The 17822-nt window shown below is 67.2% G+C and carries 8 protein-coding genes and 3 rRNA genes; 9 read left to right on the top strand and 2 right to left on the bottom strand.

Features of this window, described 5'->3' with window-relative positions; translation table 11 throughout:
- Nucleotides 1-205 precede the first annotated feature (205 nt).
- Together AIF0345_RS06130 and AIF0345_RS06135 are read right to left on the bottom strand one after the other, a co-directional pair.
- The gene (locus AIF0345_RS06130; protein ID WP_285297661.1) at nt 206-1948 is read right to left on the bottom strand and encodes a variant leucine-rich repeat-containing protein; all 1743 of its coding nucleotides are present in this window, start codon (nt 1946-1948) and stop codon (nt 206-208) included.
- 156 nt (nt 1949-2104) lie between these two features.
- On the bottom strand, nt 2105-4753 hold the full coding sequence (locus AIF0345_RS06135; RefSeq protein ID WP_285297663.1) for a variant leucine-rich repeat-containing protein: 2649 nt from the start codon (nt 4751-4753) through the stop codon (nt 2105-2107).
- Nucleotides 4754-4995: 242 nt separating this feature from the next.
- On the opposite strand from AIF0345_RS06135, the gene AIF0345_RS06140 reads away from it, so the two are divergent.
- The 9 genes from AIF0345_RS06140 to rrf all read left to right on the top strand — a co-directional run bounded on the left by AIF0345_RS06140 (nt 4996) and on the right by rrf (nt 17569).
- Entirely contained in the window at nt 4996-6345 is a 1350-nt protein-coding gene (locus AIF0345_RS06140; RefSeq protein ID WP_043564399.1) for an O-antigen ligase family protein, read from the top strand.
- Between the two features lie 115 nt (nt 6346-6460).
- Nucleotides 6461-7951, top strand: a complete 1491-nt coding sequence (gene argH / locus AIF0345_RS06145) for an argininosuccinate lyase (protein ID WP_285297664.1) — start codon at nt 6461-6463, stop codon at nt 7949-7951.
- A 4-nt stretch (nt 7952-7955) separates the two neighbouring features.
- On the top strand, nt 7956-8621 hold the full coding sequence (locus tag AIF0345_RS06150) for a DNA-3-methyladenine glycosylase (protein ID WP_285297665.1): 666 nt from the start codon (nt 7956-7958) through the stop codon (nt 8619-8621).
- On the top strand, nt 8621-9244 hold the full coding sequence (locus AIF0345_RS06155) for a class I SAM-dependent methyltransferase (protein WP_285297666.1): 624 nt from the start codon (nt 8621-8623) through the stop codon (nt 9242-9244). The genes AIF0345_RS06150 and AIF0345_RS06155 overlap by 1 nt, the downstream gene beginning before the upstream one ends.
- Nucleotides 9241-9918 carry an endonuclease III domain-containing protein gene (locus tag AIF0345_RS06160; RefSeq protein WP_285297667.1) on the top strand — a complete coding sequence of 226 codons (678 nt, stop codon included), beginning with the start codon at nt 9241-9243 and terminating at the stop codon, nt 9916-9918. Before AIF0345_RS06155 ends, AIF0345_RS06160 begins: the two co-directional genes overlap by 4 nt.
- A gap of 174 nt (nt 9919-10092) precedes the next feature.
- A complete protein-coding gene (tyrS, locus tag AIF0345_RS06165; protein WP_285297668.1) occupies nt 10093-11397 on the top strand; it encodes a tyrosine--tRNA ligase in 1305 nt (434 codons plus the stop codon).
- Between the two features lie 553 nt (nt 11398-11950).
- Nucleotides 11951-13501: ribosomal RNA gene (locus tag AIF0345_RS06170) — 16S ribosomal RNA — on the top strand.
- A 555-nt stretch (nt 13502-14056) separates the two neighbouring features.
- Nucleotides 14057-17248 (top strand): 23S ribosomal RNA (locus AIF0345_RS06175).
- Nucleotides 17249-17452: 204 nt separating this feature from the next.
- Nucleotides 17453-17569 (top strand): 5S ribosomal RNA (gene rrf, locus AIF0345_RS06180).
- The 16S, 23S and 5S rRNA genes sit together here, the layout of an rRNA operon.
- Nucleotides 17570-17822: the final 253 nt, after the last annotated feature.

The following is a 17822-nucleotide window of genomic DNA, read 5'->3' on the forward strand; positions in this document are numbered from 1 at the left end:
TATCGTTACCAACGACTATGACGTCCGTGACCACTTCGTGGGACGCACGAGGTCCGGCACCGGTTCTGACCTGCGAGACGCCGAGGCCGGACGGGCCCGGGTGCCTGCCACAGGGCCGCCCCAGGGCCGACGGCGATACCCGACCCTTGCGGGGCTGCCAGCGCCTGTGATCTACATCGCCTACAGCCTCCGGCGGTGCCGCGGGTCAGGACGCCGGCCTGAAGCAGGTGGTGGTCCTCTGCGAATCGAGACTGATGACGAGCAGAGTTTTTGATGGCCCGCCGACAGCGGAATCGTCGAGTCCTGTTTTTATCTTGCCCTGGTAGGAGCTCGGCAGCATGCCGATACCTTGGTTCCACGGGCTGTGTGCGAGATACCCGGACATGCCCCATTCCTGGGTCCCGGTGCTCGTGTTGAACATGCGGATATTCGCGTCGTCGATATTATTCGCCGCGAGAAGTCCTGATCCATCGGCCAGGACGGTGAAGTAGGAGAAATTATCTAGACGCGCTTCGCCGGCGTCGTATCTACTGAGTTCAATGGGCGTTCCCGCGCCTTCGCGGGACAAGGCGCGGTCCGCCGCCTGGACGAGGGCGGTGCCGTTCTCGGCGATGAGCGCGGTCGAGCCGTCCTGACGTGTCAGGGCTTGGTTGACCACGTTCAAGGACGGTACTCCGCAGAAGACGATCTCGGCGAATCCGCCGGTAAGGCTCCACGCCGACTCGCCGTCGAAAGCGTAAGCCTCCGCCGTGACGTTATGGCGATCGTTCGAGAAGAGCACGAGGCCGTCGGAGGCAAGGAGAAGGCCGCCGTTTCTCTCCTCGGCATCCGGGCTGGCGAAAGTTGTCGATGGGAGCTCTGCCCGCGTGGCGCCAGTTTTAGTGTCGAGGATGTGGGGCGTCGCCGAACTGCTTCCAGGATCCTTATCCCGATAGCCTATGAGCAGGTCGGGGTGAGCCGGGTCGAGAAATCCATTGGTATAGTTTTCGGCGGTGCGCCACAGCTCATGGCCCTGTCTGTCCACGCAGATAATGGCGCCTTGCGGATGCGCGAAAGAGTCTCTCTCGTAAGGGTGAGGGGCCTCTATGAGAATCGCCGTGTCTTTGTCCGGTGCACCCAGGAACGTATTATTGGTGGTGTCCCAGGGGACGGGGACGATGTGAGACGAAGAGGTGTCGTAAATATTGTCCTGAATAAGCGGGCAGTTGCCCCACCATGAGCGGACAACACTCTGCGGCATGCCGTCGAAGCCTATTTTTTCTCCCGAGAAGACAACGGGCGAGCCGAGGTTGTCTGCGCTAATGGGGTAGACCAGGATCTCTGATTCTCTGTCGTGCTCCGACTTCGAGCGCATCATACTCACGTTACCTCCGTCCGGAGACATGGAGGAAGACTGTCCGGAAATATCCCAGATTTCGGAAGGTCCTTGTAGGAACCCACCGTCCAGGGCGGACATCGAGAATGACGCCGAATTTCCGGTCGTCACATTGCGGTGGGTGGCCCACCAGGCGCCTGCGCCTCCGAGAGCCCCCACAGCGGTGATGCCGATGCCCGCAGACAGCGTCTTGACCACCGACCGGCGTCGTATCCCGGATGGCATATCCGGCGGGGTCTTCTGCTGCTGGGAGACGGACTGTGACGCGGACTGCTGCGGGCTTGTGCCTGACCGTTGTGGTTGTTGCGGGGCTGCGCTCGCCCGGTCCCGCTGTGGTGGAGTAGTTGGGCCGGGCTGGGCCGGGTGCTGGGAGTTGGCGCTCAGGGGCTGAGGCGCGTCGCCCTGGGCGGCGATCCAGGCGGCCAGGCCGGGATAGCAGCTGGGGTGCGCGGCGATGGCGGGGTGCAGGTCAGGGCGACGCGCCGCTATCCGCGCCAGCTCTGCAGGGGGAGTGGCCGGGATGCGCAGTGCGTCGGCGTCGAGGTCCTGATGCGGAGATGGGATCTCGGTCATAAATCGCAGGGTATCGCGGACCGCGCCGTCTCCGGCACCTCCCGACAGTTTCACTTCTAAGACTTCGGCAACGAGCGCCTCCCCCGACAGTCCGCCCGCAGTGACACTGCCGATGACCCGGTGCTCGGGTCGTCGGCAGCATGAGGGTGACGCGTCTCAGGACCCCGGTGCGAAGCAGGTAACGGTCGCCGAGAGGCCCGTGCCGCTGGAGACGAGCATGATCCCGGCAGGACTGGGGCCATTTCTCGTCACGCCCCCGGTTGAGCGCGGCAGCGCCTTCACGGTGCTCTGGTTCTGCGGAAGCCCGTCTTCCATAAGCTGGCCGGATAATGACCATGCGTCTGCCCCGGTGCTCGTGTCGATCATGCGGATGGAGTCGTCCTTCTTAGAGTCTTGGGCAAGGATGCCCGAGCCGTCGGAGAGCATGGTGAAGTAGGAGAAGTCAGCCAATTCGGCACTTTCGGCGTCGTACTTACCGAGTTTGAGGGCCGTGCCGGTGCCCGCGAGGGAGAAGTTGCCGTTAGACGCCTGGACGAGGGCGGTGCCGTTCTCCGCGATGAGCGAGGTCGAGCCGTCCTGTGCTGTCAGGGCTTGGTTGGCGACGTCCAGGGACGGTACCCCGCAGAAGACGATCTTGGCGAATCCGCCGGTAAGACTCCACGCAGACTGGCCGTCGAACGTGTAGGCCTCCGCAGTCATCGTGCTGCCGTCATTTGAGAAGCACACGAGTCCGTCGGAGGCGAGAAGAAGCCCGCCGGACTTCTTCCCCGAGTCATCGAAGACCAGCGGTGAGAGCGCGGCGCGCATGGAGCCGGTCTTCGGGTCGAGCAGATGCGGCGTCATAGTCATTGACTTGGAATCATTTCCATCGCCATCATTCTTGTACCCGATGAGCAGGTCGGAACGAGCCGGATCGAAGAAGCCGGAGACGTACTCGTCGGACGTGCGCCACAACTCCTTGCCCGACCCGTCCACGGAGATCATGGCCCCTTGCGGGGGCGCAGACGGCGCCTTATCGAAAACATGGGGAGCCTCGAGGAGTATCGCCCTCTTCTTACTGGGGGCGCCCAGGAACACCGTACTGGCGGTATCCCATGGCACCGGGGAACTCAATGAGGAGGAGGCGTCGTAGATGCTGTCCCAGATCAGGGGGCTTCCGCTCCACCAGGAGAAAACAACACTGTACTCGCTGTTGCTCTTGCTCATCTGGTCCGCCGGGAAGACGACGGGCGTGCCGAGAGCATCGGCGTCGAGCGGGTAGACCCGGGGCTCGTAGGAGAAGTCCGATTCCGCCAGCTTCGGGCACAGCGCCACCACGTGGGCGCCGTCTGGGGACATGGAGACGGTGGACCGTCCCTCGGCGATATTCCAGGTCTCGCGAGTCCCCTGAAGGAACGTTCCCTCCAGCGCAGACATTGAGAAGGGCCCCGAGGCCGCCTGGTCGTCATCTTCCGAGCCGCTCCGTTGGGTTACCCACCAGGTGCCTGTGCCCACCAGGGCCCCGACGGCGGCAGCACCGATACCGATCGACAGTACTTTGATCACGGACCGACGCCGCGCTCTGGATGACGCATTCGAATTCTTGGCCGGCTGATCCGACCGGATCCCGGGGCTGGGAGGCTGACTCGGCTGTTGCGAGATGCCGGTGGATTGGGCCGGTATCCGGTAACCAGCCAGCTGGGCTGCTGATCCCTGGAAGCCTGCTGCCGACTGGCCTGCCTGTCGGGCGCCGATCAGCTGGGTCTGTGCGGTGCTGGCCTGCTCGGTGATCCAGGTGGCCAGGTCGGGGTAGCAGCTGGGGTGCGCGGCGATGGCGGGGTGCAGGTCGGGGCGCTGAGCCGCTATCCGCGCCAGCTCGGCGGCGGAGGTGGTGGGCCTGCGCAGCGCCTCGGCGTCGGAGTCCGGCTGCGACAGCGGGCCGGCGCCCTGGACAGGCTCCTGCGCGCCTGTGACCGACTGAGCCAGTTCCTGGTCGCTGGCCGGCTGGGTCTGTGCGGTGCTGGCCTGCTCGGTGATCCAGGTGGCCAGGTCGGGGTAGCAGCTGGGGTGCGCGGCGATGGCGGGGTGCAGGTCGGGGCGCTGAGCCGCTATCCGCGCCAGCTCGGCGGCGGAGGTGGTGGGCCTGCGCAGCGCCTCGGCGTCGGAGTCCGGCTGCGACAGCGGGCCGGCGCCCTGGACCGCCTGCGACTGGTCGTCAACCGGTTGTTCCTGAGGGGCGTCGCCCTGCTGGGACACGTCTTGAGCGTCAACGGAGCCTGCAGGTTCCTGAGAGTCCTCTGACTGAGCCGACTCCTGGGTGTCCGTGACGGGCGGGTTCTCGGAGTCTGCCGTTTGATCATGCTGCTGCGAGGCGTCAGTGGGCTGGGCCGCTTCCTGGGGACTCTCCAGTTGATCCGGCTCCCGGGCGCTCTCCGGCTGATCCGGCTTCTGGTCGGCCTCCGGCTGGGCGGTCTCCTCGGGGCTCGCCGGCTCCTGGTCGGCCTCCGGCTGACTCGGCTTCTGGTCGGCCTCCGGCTGGGCGGTCTCCTCGGGGCTCGCCGGCTTCTGGTCGGCCTCCGGCTGGGCGGTCTCCTCGGGGCTCGCTAGTTCCTGGTCGCCGATCAACTGGGTCTGTGCGGTGCTGGCCTGCTCGGTGATCCAGGTGGCCAGGTCGGGGTAGCAGCTGGGGTGCGCGGCGATGGCGGGGTGCAGGTCGGGGCGCTGAGCCGCTATCCGCGCCAGCTCGGCGGCGGAGGTGGTGGGCCTGCGCAGCGCCTCGGCGTCGGAGTCCGGCTGCTGGGGGAGCGGGGGCGGGATCTCGGTCATAGACCGGAGAGTAGCGCGGATTGCACGTGTTCCGGCGCTTCCGGAGGGTGCAAGTTCTTGTCGCACTCGTGTCCGGAACCGGGGGATGCCCCCACGCCCGAACCACGGCGCTAAGTCCTGCCGGTCAGCGATACTCTTCTGATCAGTTTACGATGCACGTAGCAATGTGGACCGCCGCCGGGCCTCGGACTCGACCATCGCTCTGCGGTGCAGGCGGTCTGATAACACGAGAGGACTTCCACGTGCCAATAGCCGAGGCTCGTTCCAGAGCCACTGTCGTCGGCGCACGGCGCAGTCTCATGCCCGCTCTGGGAACATGGGGCTTCATCGTCACGTTCTCAGGCCAGAGCCTGCGCAATGTTGTCGGCTGGTGGGCCTTCGGCGTCATCGCTGCGATCAGCGGCGTTATGCTCCTCGTGGTCTTCGTGCGTGAGGGACACCGCGTCCAGTGGCGGGCGCTGCCCGCTATGGCCTGCGCCTACACCATCCTGTGCATGGTGAGCGTCATCTGGTCCTATTACCCGCGCGAGACCGTTCTGGCCGGGCTCCTCATGCTGGCCACCACCACCACGGGCATCCTGCTGGCCTGCGGCCTGTCCCTGCGCCAATTCACCGACGCCCTCAGCCGCGCGCTTGAGGCCACCCTCGTACTGAGCTTCCTGCTCGAGCTCTACGTGGCGCTCATCCTGCGGGAGCCGCTGATCCCCATCTACATGAAGGACTGGAAGGAGGTCCCCCCCTCCTACATCTGGGTCGAGGGCAATATCCTCAAGGGCGGGCCGATCCAGGGGATCGTCGGCAATCGCAACCCGCTGGCTTTCATTGCTTTACTCACCCTGATCTGCGTGGTTGTGCGCTGGAGGGACCATCGGCTGAGACTGCCGAACTTCCTGACCTGGTCGACCCTGTCCATCCTGACACTCGTGCTGACCGGATCGGCCACTGTGATTGTCGCGGCCATTGTGTGCGGCATCGTCATGTCGTTCATGTGGCTGCTGCGTCACGTTCCCGTCGCTCTGAGAACCACCGTCACTGTCGCCGCCTCAACACTGGGTGTGGCGGCGGTCGCCTTCGCGATCGGCTGGCACTCCCAGGTGACCGCTCTGCTCGGGCGCAGTCCGGACATGACCGGTCGCTGGGAGATCTGGCTGAAGGTGATCGACTTGTGGGAGCAGCACACATTCCTGGGGTGGGGATGGATCATGTACTGGGTGCCGTGGATCCCCATGTTCGGCACACTCGTGATCCGTCCCGACGGCACGCCGACGCTCAGTGCCCACAACGCCTATATCGAGGCGCTTTTCCAGACCGGGGTCGTGGGCGCCTCAATGATCGTGGTGCTCGTCCTCACGCTTCTCATCCGCTCCTTCCAGCTGGCCGTGCGCTACCTGGACTCCGATGCCTCGGTGCTGCTGCCCGCTCTGCTCATGACCGCCATGGTCGTGCAGTCCATGACCGAGTCGCGCCTGCTCTCCGAGGGCAACTGGGTGACAGTGTGCGCACTGGGCACCTGGCTCAGGCTGCACAGGAACATGGAGCGCGAGCGCGACGACCCCTGGGCGCTCGAGAAGAGCATCTCGCGAACCTCCTGAGCAGGCGGCACGTCCCCACCGCGGCATCCGTGACGACGGCGCCGCGGCGGGCGGAGGCGGCATCCACCAGTCGAGCATCTCTCCCGCCCGACTCGCAATGCGCCATGATGGGCCCATGACCAGCGAGCAGAACCAGCACGAGGCCGCCGGCGCCGGGGCCGCCATCAGCCTGTGGGGCGGACGCTTCACCGGCGGCCCCGCCGACGCCCTGGCCGCGCTGAGCGTCTCCACCCACTTCGACTGGCGGCTGGCCCGCTACGACATCGCCGGCTCGCGCGCCCACGCCCGGGCCCTGGCCAGGGCGGGCCTGCTCGACGGTGCCCAGCTGGCCGGCATGCTCCACGCCCTGGACCGGCTCGAGGACGACGTCGCCGCCGGCGCCTTCGCCCCGGTCCCCGCCGACGAGGACGTCCACACCGCCCTGGAGCGGGGCCTCATGGAGCGGGCGGGGGCCGAGCTCGGCGGGCGCCTGCGCGCGGGGCGCTCGCGCAACGACCAGATCGCCGCCCTGATCCGCATGTACCTGCGAGACCAGGCCCGCCACATTGCGGGTCTCGTGCTCGACGTCGTCGACGCCCTCACCGACCAGGCCGCCCGCGCTGGCGAGGCGATCATGCCGGGGCGCACCCACATGCAGCACGCCCAGCCGGTCCTCGTGGCCCACCACCTGCTCGCCCACGCCTGGCCGCTCATGCGCGACGTCGAGCGCCTGGAGGACTGGGACGCCCGCGCCGCCGTCTCCCCCTACGGGTCGGGGGCGCTGGCCGGCAGCACCCTCGGCCTCGACCCCGACGCCGTCGCCGCCGACCTCGGCTTCGGCTCGGCCGCGGAGAACTCCATCGACGCCACCTCGGCCCGGGACGCGGTGGCCGAGCTCTCCTTCGTCCTGGCCATGATCGCGGTGGACGTCTCGCGCCTGAGCGAGGAGATCATTATCTGGAGCACCAGGGAGTTCGGCTTCGTCACCCTGGACGACGCCTACTCCACCGGCTCGTCGATCATGCCGCAGAAGAAGAACCCCGACGTCGCCGAGCTCGCCCGCGGCAAGGCCGGCCGCCTCATCGGCGACCTCGCCGGACTCCTGGCCACCCTGAAGGGCCTGCCCCTGGCATACGACCGCGACCTGCAGGAGGACAAGGAGCCGGTCTTCGACGCGGTGGACACCCTGGCGGTGCTGCTCCCCGCTGTGGCCGGCATGACGGGCACCATGACCCTGCACTACGAGCGGATGGCCGCCCTCGCCCCCCAGGGCTTCTCCCTGGCCACCGACGTCGCCGAGTGGCTGGTCAGGTCCGGCGTCCCCTTCCGCGAGGCGCACGAGATCTCCGGGGCCTGCGTGCGGGAGTGCGAGAGGCGCGGCGTCGAGCTGTGGGACCTGTCCGACGACGACTTCGCGGCCGTCGACGCCCGCCTGACGTCCGGCGTGCGCGAGGTGCTCTCGGCCCGGGGCTCCGTGGCGGCCCGTACCGGTCGCGGCGGCACCGCACCGGCGCGCGTCGCCGAGCAGCTCGCCCGGGCGACCGAGCACGCCGCCGCCCTGCGGTCCTTCAGCCGGGAGGGCTCGGTGCTGGACGCTCCGGCCGCGCCCGACGGCGGGGCGGTCTGAGGGCGTGGGCGCGCAGCCGGGCCGCACGGCGGCGCAGGACGTACTCGACCTCCTTGCGGGCGACTCCGTCGAGGTCGCCCCGCGATTGCTCGGGGCGGTCCTGACGGCCAGGGACGACGACGGCGCCGTGGCGGTCCGCCTGACCGAGGTCGAGGCCTACCGGGGCGAGGCCGACCCCGGCTCCCACGCCCACCGGGGGCGCACCGCCCGCAACGCCGCCATGTTCGGGGCCGCCGGCGGGATCTACGTCTACTTCACCTACGGCATGCACCACTGCGTCAACCTCGTGTGCGGACCGCAGGGCCTATCGCGGGCGGTCCTCCTGCGCGCGGGCGAGGTGACCGGGGGAGCGGACCTCGCCCGACGGCGCCGGCCGGCCGCGAGGACCGACCGCGACCTGGCCCGCGGCCCGGCGCGCCTGTGCCAGGCCCTGGGCCTGAGCCGCTCCGACGACGGCGCCCGCCTGGGCGGGCCCGGCGACCGCATCTGGCTGGCGCTGCCCGCCCCCGGGGCGGAGCCCGACGCCGCGTCGATCCGTCGCGGCCCGCGCACCGGCGTCGCCGGCCCCGGCGGGGACGGGACGGCCTTCCCGTGGCGCTTCTGGATCGATGGTGAGCCCACCGTCTCCCCCTACCGGCCCGCCGCGCCCCGGCGACAGAGGAGGTCGTGATGGCGCCGGCCCCGCCCGCCGCGTACTGGAACCACAACGTCGCCTTCCACCGCGAGCTGGTGGGCGACGCGGCCGTGCGCGGCGGTCGTGCGCTCGACGTCGGCTGCGGCGACGGGCTCCTCGTGCACAAGCTGGCGGGCGTGTGCCGCGAGGCCGTGGGGGTGGAGCGCGACCCCGAGGCCCTGTCGAGGGCCCGCCGGCGGCTGGCGGGGAGCCCTTCGGCGCGGGTGCTCGACGCCGATATCATGGACGCTGCCGCTCCGGAGACTCTGGGTCGCTTCGAGACCGTGACCTGTGTGGCGGTCCTCCACCACCTGCCGCTGGAGGCGGGGCTCGCACGGCTGAGCGAGCTGGTCGCACCGGGCGGGCGGCTGATCGTCGTCGGCCTGGCCGCCAGCAGGAGCTCCTGGGACTGGCTGCTGTCCGGCCTGAGCGTGATCCCGATCCGGGTGGCGAGCCGGTGGCACCACGAGACGCGCGACATCGGGGTGCGCACCGCCCGGCCGCGCGAGTCCCTGCGTCAGATCCGCGCCGCGGCCCGGCGACTCCTGCCCGGCGCCCGGGTGAGGCGGCGCTTCTACTACCGCTACACCCTGGTGTGGGACCGCCCGGAGGGAACGTGATCTGGGACGCGGCTCGGAGCGGGACCCGCCCGATCCCCCTCCGCGAGGTCCTCCGCCTGCTGGACGCCGGGCTCGGAAGGGTCGAGCCGTGGACCGCGCGCTCGGACCTGGAGTACGTCTGCGGCGCCATCCTCGTGCAGAACACGGCCTGGACGAACGTCCGGCGGGCCCTCGCAGCGCTGCACGGGGCGACCGCCTTCGACCCCCGTCGGCTGCTAGCCCTCGACGAGGAGGATCTGACGGCCCTGGTGAGGCCAGCCGGCTTCATGCGCGCCAAGTCCAGGGCCCTGCGCGCCTACGCCCGCTGGTCGCTCGGCGACGACGGCAGGGCCGCCCGTGGGCTGGGCGACGACGCGCTGCGCGAGGCGCTGCTCGCCCTGCCGGGGATCGGCCCCGAGACGGCGGACGTCGTCGCCCTCATGGTCTACCGGCGGCCGCGCTTCATCTTCGACGCCTACGGGCGGCGCCTGCTGCGCCAGGCGGGCTACGCCGTCGAGCGGGACTGGGGCTACGAGCGCGCCAGGCGCGCCCTGGAGCCCGCCGTGGCGCGAGCCGGCCTCAGCACGCCCGACCTGGTCCGCTTCCACGAACTCATTCTTGAGGCCGGCAGAAGGGCCCGCGCAGCGGGAGGCTGGAAGTCCTACGGCCCCACGATCGGCATCGACGGCGCGTAGCGTGCGCGAACGGGCGCCCACGCGCACGCCGTCGTCGGGAAGGGAGGGCGGGCGCCGTCGCAGAGCGGACCGGTCCGGAGCCCGCGGCCGCGGCATGGCACACTAGCGGCGCCGGAGACGCGATCCGGCTCCGCGCGCATGACGCCGGAAGGAACCGAGGAAGGTAACAGGACCGTGACCGACATCCTGGACGAGCTGCAGTGGCGGGGCCTCATCGCCCAGCACACCGACATCGACGTGCTGCGCGCGGCGCTGGACGATGGCGAGCTCACCTTCTATTGCGGTTTCGACCCGACAGCCCCGAGCCTGCACCACGGGCACCTGGTCGCCGTCAAGGTGATGCGCCACCTGCAGATGGCGGGGCACCATCCGCTGGCCCTGGTGGGGGGCGCCACCGGTCTCATCGGCGACCCGCGGGCCAGGGGCGAGCGCACTCTCAACACCAAGGACGTCGTCGCCGACTGGGCGGGGAGCCTCAGGGCGCAGCTGGAGCGCCTCCTGGACTTCGAGGGCGACAACCCGGCGCGCATTGTCAACAACCTCGACTGGACCGATGAGCTCAGCGCCATTGACTTCCTGCGCGATATTGGCAAGCACTTCCGCATGGGCACGATGCTTGCCAAGGATGTCGTGGCGCGGCGCCTGGCCAGCGAGGAGGGTATCTCCTTCACCGAGTTCAGCTACCAGATCCTCCAGGCCAACGACTACCTCGAGCTGTTCCGGCGCTACGGCTGCACGCTGGAGGTGGGCGGCAACGACCAGTGGGGGAACCTCGTGGGCGGCATGGACCTCATCCACAAGGTCGAGGGCGCGGCGGTGCACGTTATGACCAACCCGCTCATCACCAAGGCCGACGGCACCAAGTTCGGCAAGACCGAGGGCGGAGCCGTCTGGTTGAGCCCGCGGCTGCTCTCGCCGTACGCCTTCTACCAGTTCTGGCTGCGGGTTGACGACGCAGACGTCGTGCGCTTCCTGAAGGTCTTCACCTTCCTGGACCGCGCCGAGATCGAGCGTCTTGAGGCGGCCACCGCCTCCAACCCGAAGGCGCGCGAGGCGCAGAAGATCCTCGCACGAGAGGTGACCACCTGGGTGCATGGGGCCGACGCCGTTCGTGACGCGCAGGCCGCCACGGCGGCGCTGTGGGGACGCGGCCGGCTCTCCGAGCTCGATGAGGCGACCGTTGCGGCGGCGACCGCCGACCTGCCCGCGGGGGAGCTTGTCGTGGGGAAGTCGACCATTGTGGATCTGCTTGTCGCCACGGGCCTGGAGAAGGGGCGCAACGCGGCCCGCAAGACGGTGGCCGGCGGAGGCGCCTACCTCAACAACGTCAAGGTCGCTGACGTGGACGCACCCGTGACGGCCGACCAGCTGCTCGCCGGAGGAGTGGTCCTCGTGCGCAGGGGCCGTCGCAACCTCGCGGTGGCGCGGCTGGCGCGCGCGGCCGGCACGGCGGAGCCCGCCGTGCCGGCACAGCCGTAGCCCCCGGGCGGATCGTGCCCGCCTGAAACCCGCGGGCCTGCCGGCAGCCTGCCTGCTGGACCGACTGGAGAGGACGGCCAGGACCGGTGGCTGGCGCTGGCTCGGTGGTGGCGGCCCGCTGTGAGTGCCGCCACCACCGTTGTGCTTGACCTTCCAGTGGGCAGTTGCGTAACGTCTCCCGCGGCCCGAACGGAGTGGGAGTCATCCTGAGCCGGACGGGTGCCGAGAGTTCGAAAGAGGCGTCGTGGGTGAGATCGGGATCACGGATTCTGGGTTTGACCTGAGGGTGGCGGCTCGTTAAAGTTCCTCGGGTGCTTCCGGAGGGAGGCGGCCTCGCCGAGTGGCGGGCGCGTGATTCTCCGGTGGGTGTGTTGTTTGAGATCTCGATAGTGTGCTTGTTTTTTGTGCCATGGTTTGCCTGCTTTTTGGTGGGTGGGCTTGTTTTGTCTGGTGGTTTTGTTTTCTGGTTGTGGTTGCTGCTGTGTGCTGTCCTGTGTGGGGTGGTGTGTGGTGGTGGTTGTGGCTGGTTGTTGTTTTTTGGTTTGTTTGTTTTTTTTTGGAGAGTTTGATCCTGGCTCAGGACGAACGCTGGCGGCGTGCTTAACACATGCAAGTCGAACGGGTCTGCCTTGTTTTTTGCGGGGTGGGTCAGTGGCGAACGGGTGAGTAACACGTGAGTAACCTGCCCCTCACTTCTGGATAACCGCTTGAAAGGGTGGCTAATACGGGGTGTTCTGGCTGTGCCGCATGGTGTGGCTGGGAAAGATTCACTTTTGTGGTGTTTTGGTGGGGGATGGGCTCGCGGCCTATCAGCTTGTTGGTGGGGTGATGGCCTGCCAAGGCTTTGACGGGTAGCCGGCCTGAGAGGGTGGGCGGTCACACTGGGACTGAGATACGGCCCAGACTCCTGCGGGAGGCAGCAGTGGGGGGTATTGCACAATGGGCGGAAGCCTGATGCAGCGACGTCGCGTGAGGGATGGAGGCCTTCGGGTTGTGAACCTCTTTCGCCGGTGAAGAAGGTCCTGTTCTTTGTGGTGGGGCTGACGGTAGCCGGGTTATGAAGCGCCGGCTAACTACGTGCCAGCAGCCGCGGTAATACGTAGGGCGCGAGCGTTGTCCGGAATTATTGGGCGTAAAGGGCTTGTAGGCGGCTGGTCGCGTCTGCCGTGAAATCCTCTGGCTCAGCTGGGGGCGTGCGGTGGGTACGGGCTGGCTTGAGTGCGGTAGGGGAGGCTGGAACTCCTGGTGTAGCGGTGGAATGCGCAGATATCAGGAGGAACACCGGTGGCGAAGGCGGGTCTCTGGGCCGTTACTGACGCTGAGGAGCGAAAGCGTGGGGAGCGAACAGGATTAGATACCCTGGTAGTCCATGCTGTAAACGTTGGGCACTAGGTGTGGGGGGTCTTTCCGGGTCCTCCGCGCCGTAGCTAACGCTTTAAGTGCCCCGCCTGGGGAGTACGGCCGCAAGGCTAAAACTCAAAGGAATTGACGGGGGCCCGCACAAGCGGCGGAGCATGCGGATTAATTCGATGCAACGCGAAGAACCTTACCAGGGCTTGACATGGGCCGGCTGCTCCTGGAGACGGGGGCCTCCCTTTTTGGGCCGGTTCACAGGTGGTGCATGGTTGTCGTCAGCTCGTGTCGTGAGATGTTGGGTTAAGTCCCGCAACGAGCGCAACCCCTGTCCCGTGTTGCCAGCGTGTTGTGGCGGGGACTCGCGGGAGACTGCCGGGGTTAACTCGGAGGAGGGTGGGGACGACGTCAAATCATCATGCCCCTTATGTCCTGGGCTTCACGCATGCTACAATGGCCGGTACAGTGGGTTGCGATGTCGTGAGGCGGAGCGAATCCCTTAAAGCCGGTCTCAGTTCGGATCGGTGTCTGCAACTCGACACCGTGAAGCTGGAGTCGCTAGTAATCGCAGATCAGCAGTGCTGCGGTGAATACGTTCTCGGGCCTTGTACACACCGCCCGTCACGTCATGAAAGCCGGCGACACCCGAAGCCCGTGGCCCTGTGGGGAGCGGTCGAAGGTGGGGCTGGTGATTGGGACGAAGTCGTAACAAGGTAGCCGTACCGGAAGGTGCGGCTGGATCACCTCCTTTCTAGGGAGCCTTTAGGGAGCTTTTAGGGAGCTTTTGGGGAGGCTGCTGGGCTGGCTGCCTCCTGTCCTGCCGGGTGTGTGCTGGCGTGTGCCGGCCGGCTGCTGGTGGGGTGGGGGGTGTGGGGTCTGTCTGCTGGTTGCGGGGGCTGCTTGGTGTGTGCTGGGTGGTTCCTGGTGGGTTGGCTGTGGTGCGGGGGACGCGTCCTGTGTGCTGTGGTGTGTGCTGCGCTGTGTGTGTGGCTGCTGTGGTGTGCGGGGTGTCTGCTGGTTGCCTGTGGCTGTCTGCTGGTGCGTGCGTGCGTGCGTGTGCTGGTGGGGGCGGGGGGCTGGTGGGGGTGCGCTGTCGGGTTCTGGGGCGGTGCGTCCCGTTGGTGGCTCTGTCGTGGCTGGCTGGTTGCCTGCTGCTGTCTGCCTGTTGTGGTTCCTGCCGGCTTTGTGGCTGGTGGGGGCCCCTGGGGTGGGTGGTGGGTGGGTGGTGGCTGGCTGGTGTGGGCGGGTTGGTTGTGATCTGTATAGTGGACGCGAGTATCTTTGTTCTTTGTGTGTTTTGTTGGGTTGTGCTTGTTTTTTGGGCGTTCGGTGGATGCCTTGGCATCAGGGGCCGATGAAGGACGTGGTGGCCTGCGATAAGCCTCGGGGAGCCGGCTGGCGGGCTGTGATCCGAGGGTGTCCGAATGGGGGGACCCGGCGCGGGTCGTGCCGCGTCACTCGTGCCTGATTTGTGTAGGGTGCGGGGGGTTACGCGGGGAAGTGAAACATCTCAGTACCCGTAGGAGAGGATATTCCGTGAGTAGTGGCGAGCGAAAGCGGATGATGGCTAAACCGTTGTCGTGCGAGACCCGGCGGGGGTTGCGGCGGCGGGGTTGTTGGGGCGTGCCTGTTTCCTGCTGCCGCCGTGGTGGGGGGCGTTGTGCTGGCTGGGTAGCTGAACCGTCTGGGACGGCGGGCCGTAGCGGGTGAGAGCCCTGTAGGCGGAACCTGGCTGGTGGCGTGTGGGCGTGTTCCCGTGGTAGCACGGGGCTCGTGGAATCCTGTGTGAGTCTGCCAAGACCGCTTGGCTGCCTGAATACCTCCTGGTGACCGATAGCGGATGAGTACCGTGAGGGAATGGTGAAAAGTACCCCGGGAGGGGAGTGAAAGAGTACCTGAAACCGGGCGCCTGCGAGCCGTCAGGGCCCTGCCGTCCTCCTTGTGCTGCGGCTGTGCGCCGCCGGGGGGTGGTGGGGTGGTGGCGTGCCTATTGAAGAATGAGCCTGCGAGTCGTGCTGCGTGGCGAGGTTAACCCGTGTGGGGGAGCCGTAGCGAGAGCGAGTCCGAACAGGGCGGTGGAGTTGCGTGGTGCGGACCCGAAGCGGGGTGATCTACCCATGGCCAGGTTGAGGCGCGTGTAAGAGCGCGTGGAGGACCGAACCCACCTGGGTTGAAAACCGGGGGGATGAGCTGTGGGTAGGGGTGAAAGGCCAATCAGACTCCGTGATAGCTGGTTCTCCCCGAAATGCATTTTGGTGCAGCGTCGCGTGCTTCCCGGCGGAGGTAGAGCTACTGGGTGGCTGAGGGGCCCGTGAGGGTTACCGGGGTCAGCCAAACTCCGAATGCCGTGCGGGTGGAGCGTGGCAGTGAGACCGCGGGGGATAAGCTTCGTGGTCGAGAGGGAAACAGCCCGGACCGTCGGCTAAGGCCCCTAAGCGTGCGCTAAGTGGGAAAGGATGTGCGGCTGCGGTGACAGCCAGGAGGTTGGCTTAGAAGCAGCCATCCTTGAAAGAGTGCGTAATAGCTCACTGGTCGAGTGGTCGTGCGCCGACAATTCAGCGGGGCTCAAGCGCGCCGCCGAAGCCGCGGACCCGCCCCCCTGCTCAGGTGCGGGGGCGGGTGGTAGGGGAGCGTCCTGCGCTGGGTGAAGCCCGGGGGTGACCCGCGGGTGGACGGTGCGGGAGCGAGGATGCAGGCATGAGTAGCGAGACCGGGGTGGGAGTCCCCGGCGCCGAGAGACCAAGGGTTCCAGGGGCAGGTTCGTCCTCCCTGGGTGAGTCGGGACCTAAGGCGAGGCCGACAGGCGTAGTCGATGGATGACGGGTTGATATTCCCGTACCGGCCTTGTACCGACCATGCTGACGCGCGGGTGCTAACCCACGCCGCCGGCCACGAGACGGTCCGCGGGTCGCCTTCGGGCGTCCCCGGGGGCCTGTGGCGGGTGGTCTGGGGGTCCTCCGTGCTGGTAGGCAAGCGTGTTAACAGGGGTGACGCACAGTGGTAGCCCGGCGGGCCTGATGGCTTGGCCCGTTCAAGCGCGCAGCCCGGCCCCCAGGCAAATCCGGGGGCCTGCCCCCCCTACCGGGGGGGCGGGGGCGAGGCGTGATGGTGACCCCGCCGCGGCGCGGCGGGGGACAGCAGGGTGATCCTGAGGTGCCGAGAAAAGCCTCGACGCGATGGTGCGGGCCGCCCGTACCCCAGACCGACACAGGTGGTCCGGCAGAGTATGCCTAGGCGGGCGAGCGAACCGTGGTGAAGGAACTCGGCAAATTGCCCCCGTAACTTCGGGAGAAGGGGGGCCCGACCCCTGAGGCCCCGCGCGGGCTGGGGGGAAGGGCCGCAGAGAGCAGGGGGGAGCGACTGTTTACTAAAAACACAGGTCCGTGCGAAGCCGCAAGGCGATGTATACGGACTGACGCCTGCCCGGTGCTGGAAGGTCAAGAGGATCCCTCAGCCCCCTTCACGGGGCGAAGGGGTGAGTTCAAGCCCCAGTAAACGGCGGTGGTAACTATAACCATCCTAAGGTAGCGAAATTCCTTGTCGGGTAAGTTCCGACCTGCACGAATGGCGTAACGACTTCCCCGCTGTCTCCACCACGGGCTCGGCGAAATTGCACTACGAGTAAAGATGCTCGTTACGCGCAGAAGGACGGAAAGACCCCGGGACCTTCACTACAGCTTGGTATTGGCGTCCGCCACGGCCCGTGCAGGATAGGTGGGAGACCGTGATGCCGCCGCGCCAGCGGCGGCGGAGTCGTTGTTGAGATACCACTCCGGCCGTGGCGTGCGCCTGAACCTCGGCCCGTGACCCGGGCCAGGGACAGTGCCTGGCGGGTAGTTTAACTGGGGCGGTTGCCTCCCAAAGAGTAACGGAGGCGCTCAAAGGTCCCCTCAGCCTGGTCGGCAACCAGGTGGCGAGTGCAAGCGCACAAGGGGGCTTGACTGCGAGACCGACAGGTCGGGCAGGTGCGAAAGCAGGAGCTAGTGATCCGGCGGCCCCGCGCGGGCGGGCCGTCGCTCAACGGATAAAAGGTACCCCGGGGATAACAGGCTGATCCTGCCCAAGAGTCCATATCGACGGCATGGTTTGGCACCTCGATGTCGGCTCGTCGCATCCTGGGGCTGGAGCAGGTCCCAAGGGTTGGGCTGTTCGCCCATCAAAGCGGCACGCGAGCTGGGTTTAGAACGTCGTGAGACAGTTCGGTCCCTATCCTCTGCGCGCGCAGGAGACTTGAGAAGACCCGTCCCCAGTACGAGAGGACCAGGACGGACGAACCTCTAGTGCGCCAGCTGTCCCGCCAGGGGCACCACTGGTTGGCCACGTTCGGACAAGGATAACCGCTGAAAGCATCTAAGCGGGAAACCACCTTCAAGACCAGGTCTCCACAGGAGCACACCTCCTGGAAGGCCCCCAGAACACCACTGGGTCGATAGGCCAGACGTGAACACCCGGCAACGGGCGCAGCCGACTGGTACTAACAGGCCAACACAAACACACCCACACCCCCCACCCACGGGCCAAGACCCACAAACACAAGGGAGGGGACCAAACACCAGGGAAACACACCGCGTCCACTATACGGCCCACAACCAACCCACCCACCACAACCCACCAACCACCACAACCACACCACAACAACCACCACAACCACACGACAACAACCACACCACGACAACCACGACACGCACCCCACCACAGACCCCTCGGCGGCCACAGCGGGGAGGACACGCCCGGACCCATCCCGAACCCGGAAGCTAAGACCCCCAGCGCCAATGGTACTGCGCCCAACCAGACGCGGAAGAGCAGGACACCGCCGAGACCACACAAGAGATGGCTGGCTCCCCGGACTCAGATCCGGGGAGCCGGCCATCTTTCTCTTCCCGTCCTCAGCCATCCGGAAGTGGCGCTGAACCGATCTTCGGCGGTGCGGTGCCCCGGGGCGACCGGACGGCCGACCAAATGGCTGACCGGATACCTGATAGGGCGCCCGGATGCACGTCACAGTGCGCGGATCGCTCCGTGGGCCTTCAGGCCGTGCATGGCGCCATCGGAGTGCGTCACCATTGCCACGT

Origin of the sequence: Actinomyces israelii (genome assembly GCF_030253495.1) — a bacterium.
GTDB classification, from domain to species: domain Bacteria; phylum Actinomycetota; class Actinomycetes; order Actinomycetales; family Actinomycetaceae; genus Actinomyces; species Actinomyces israelii.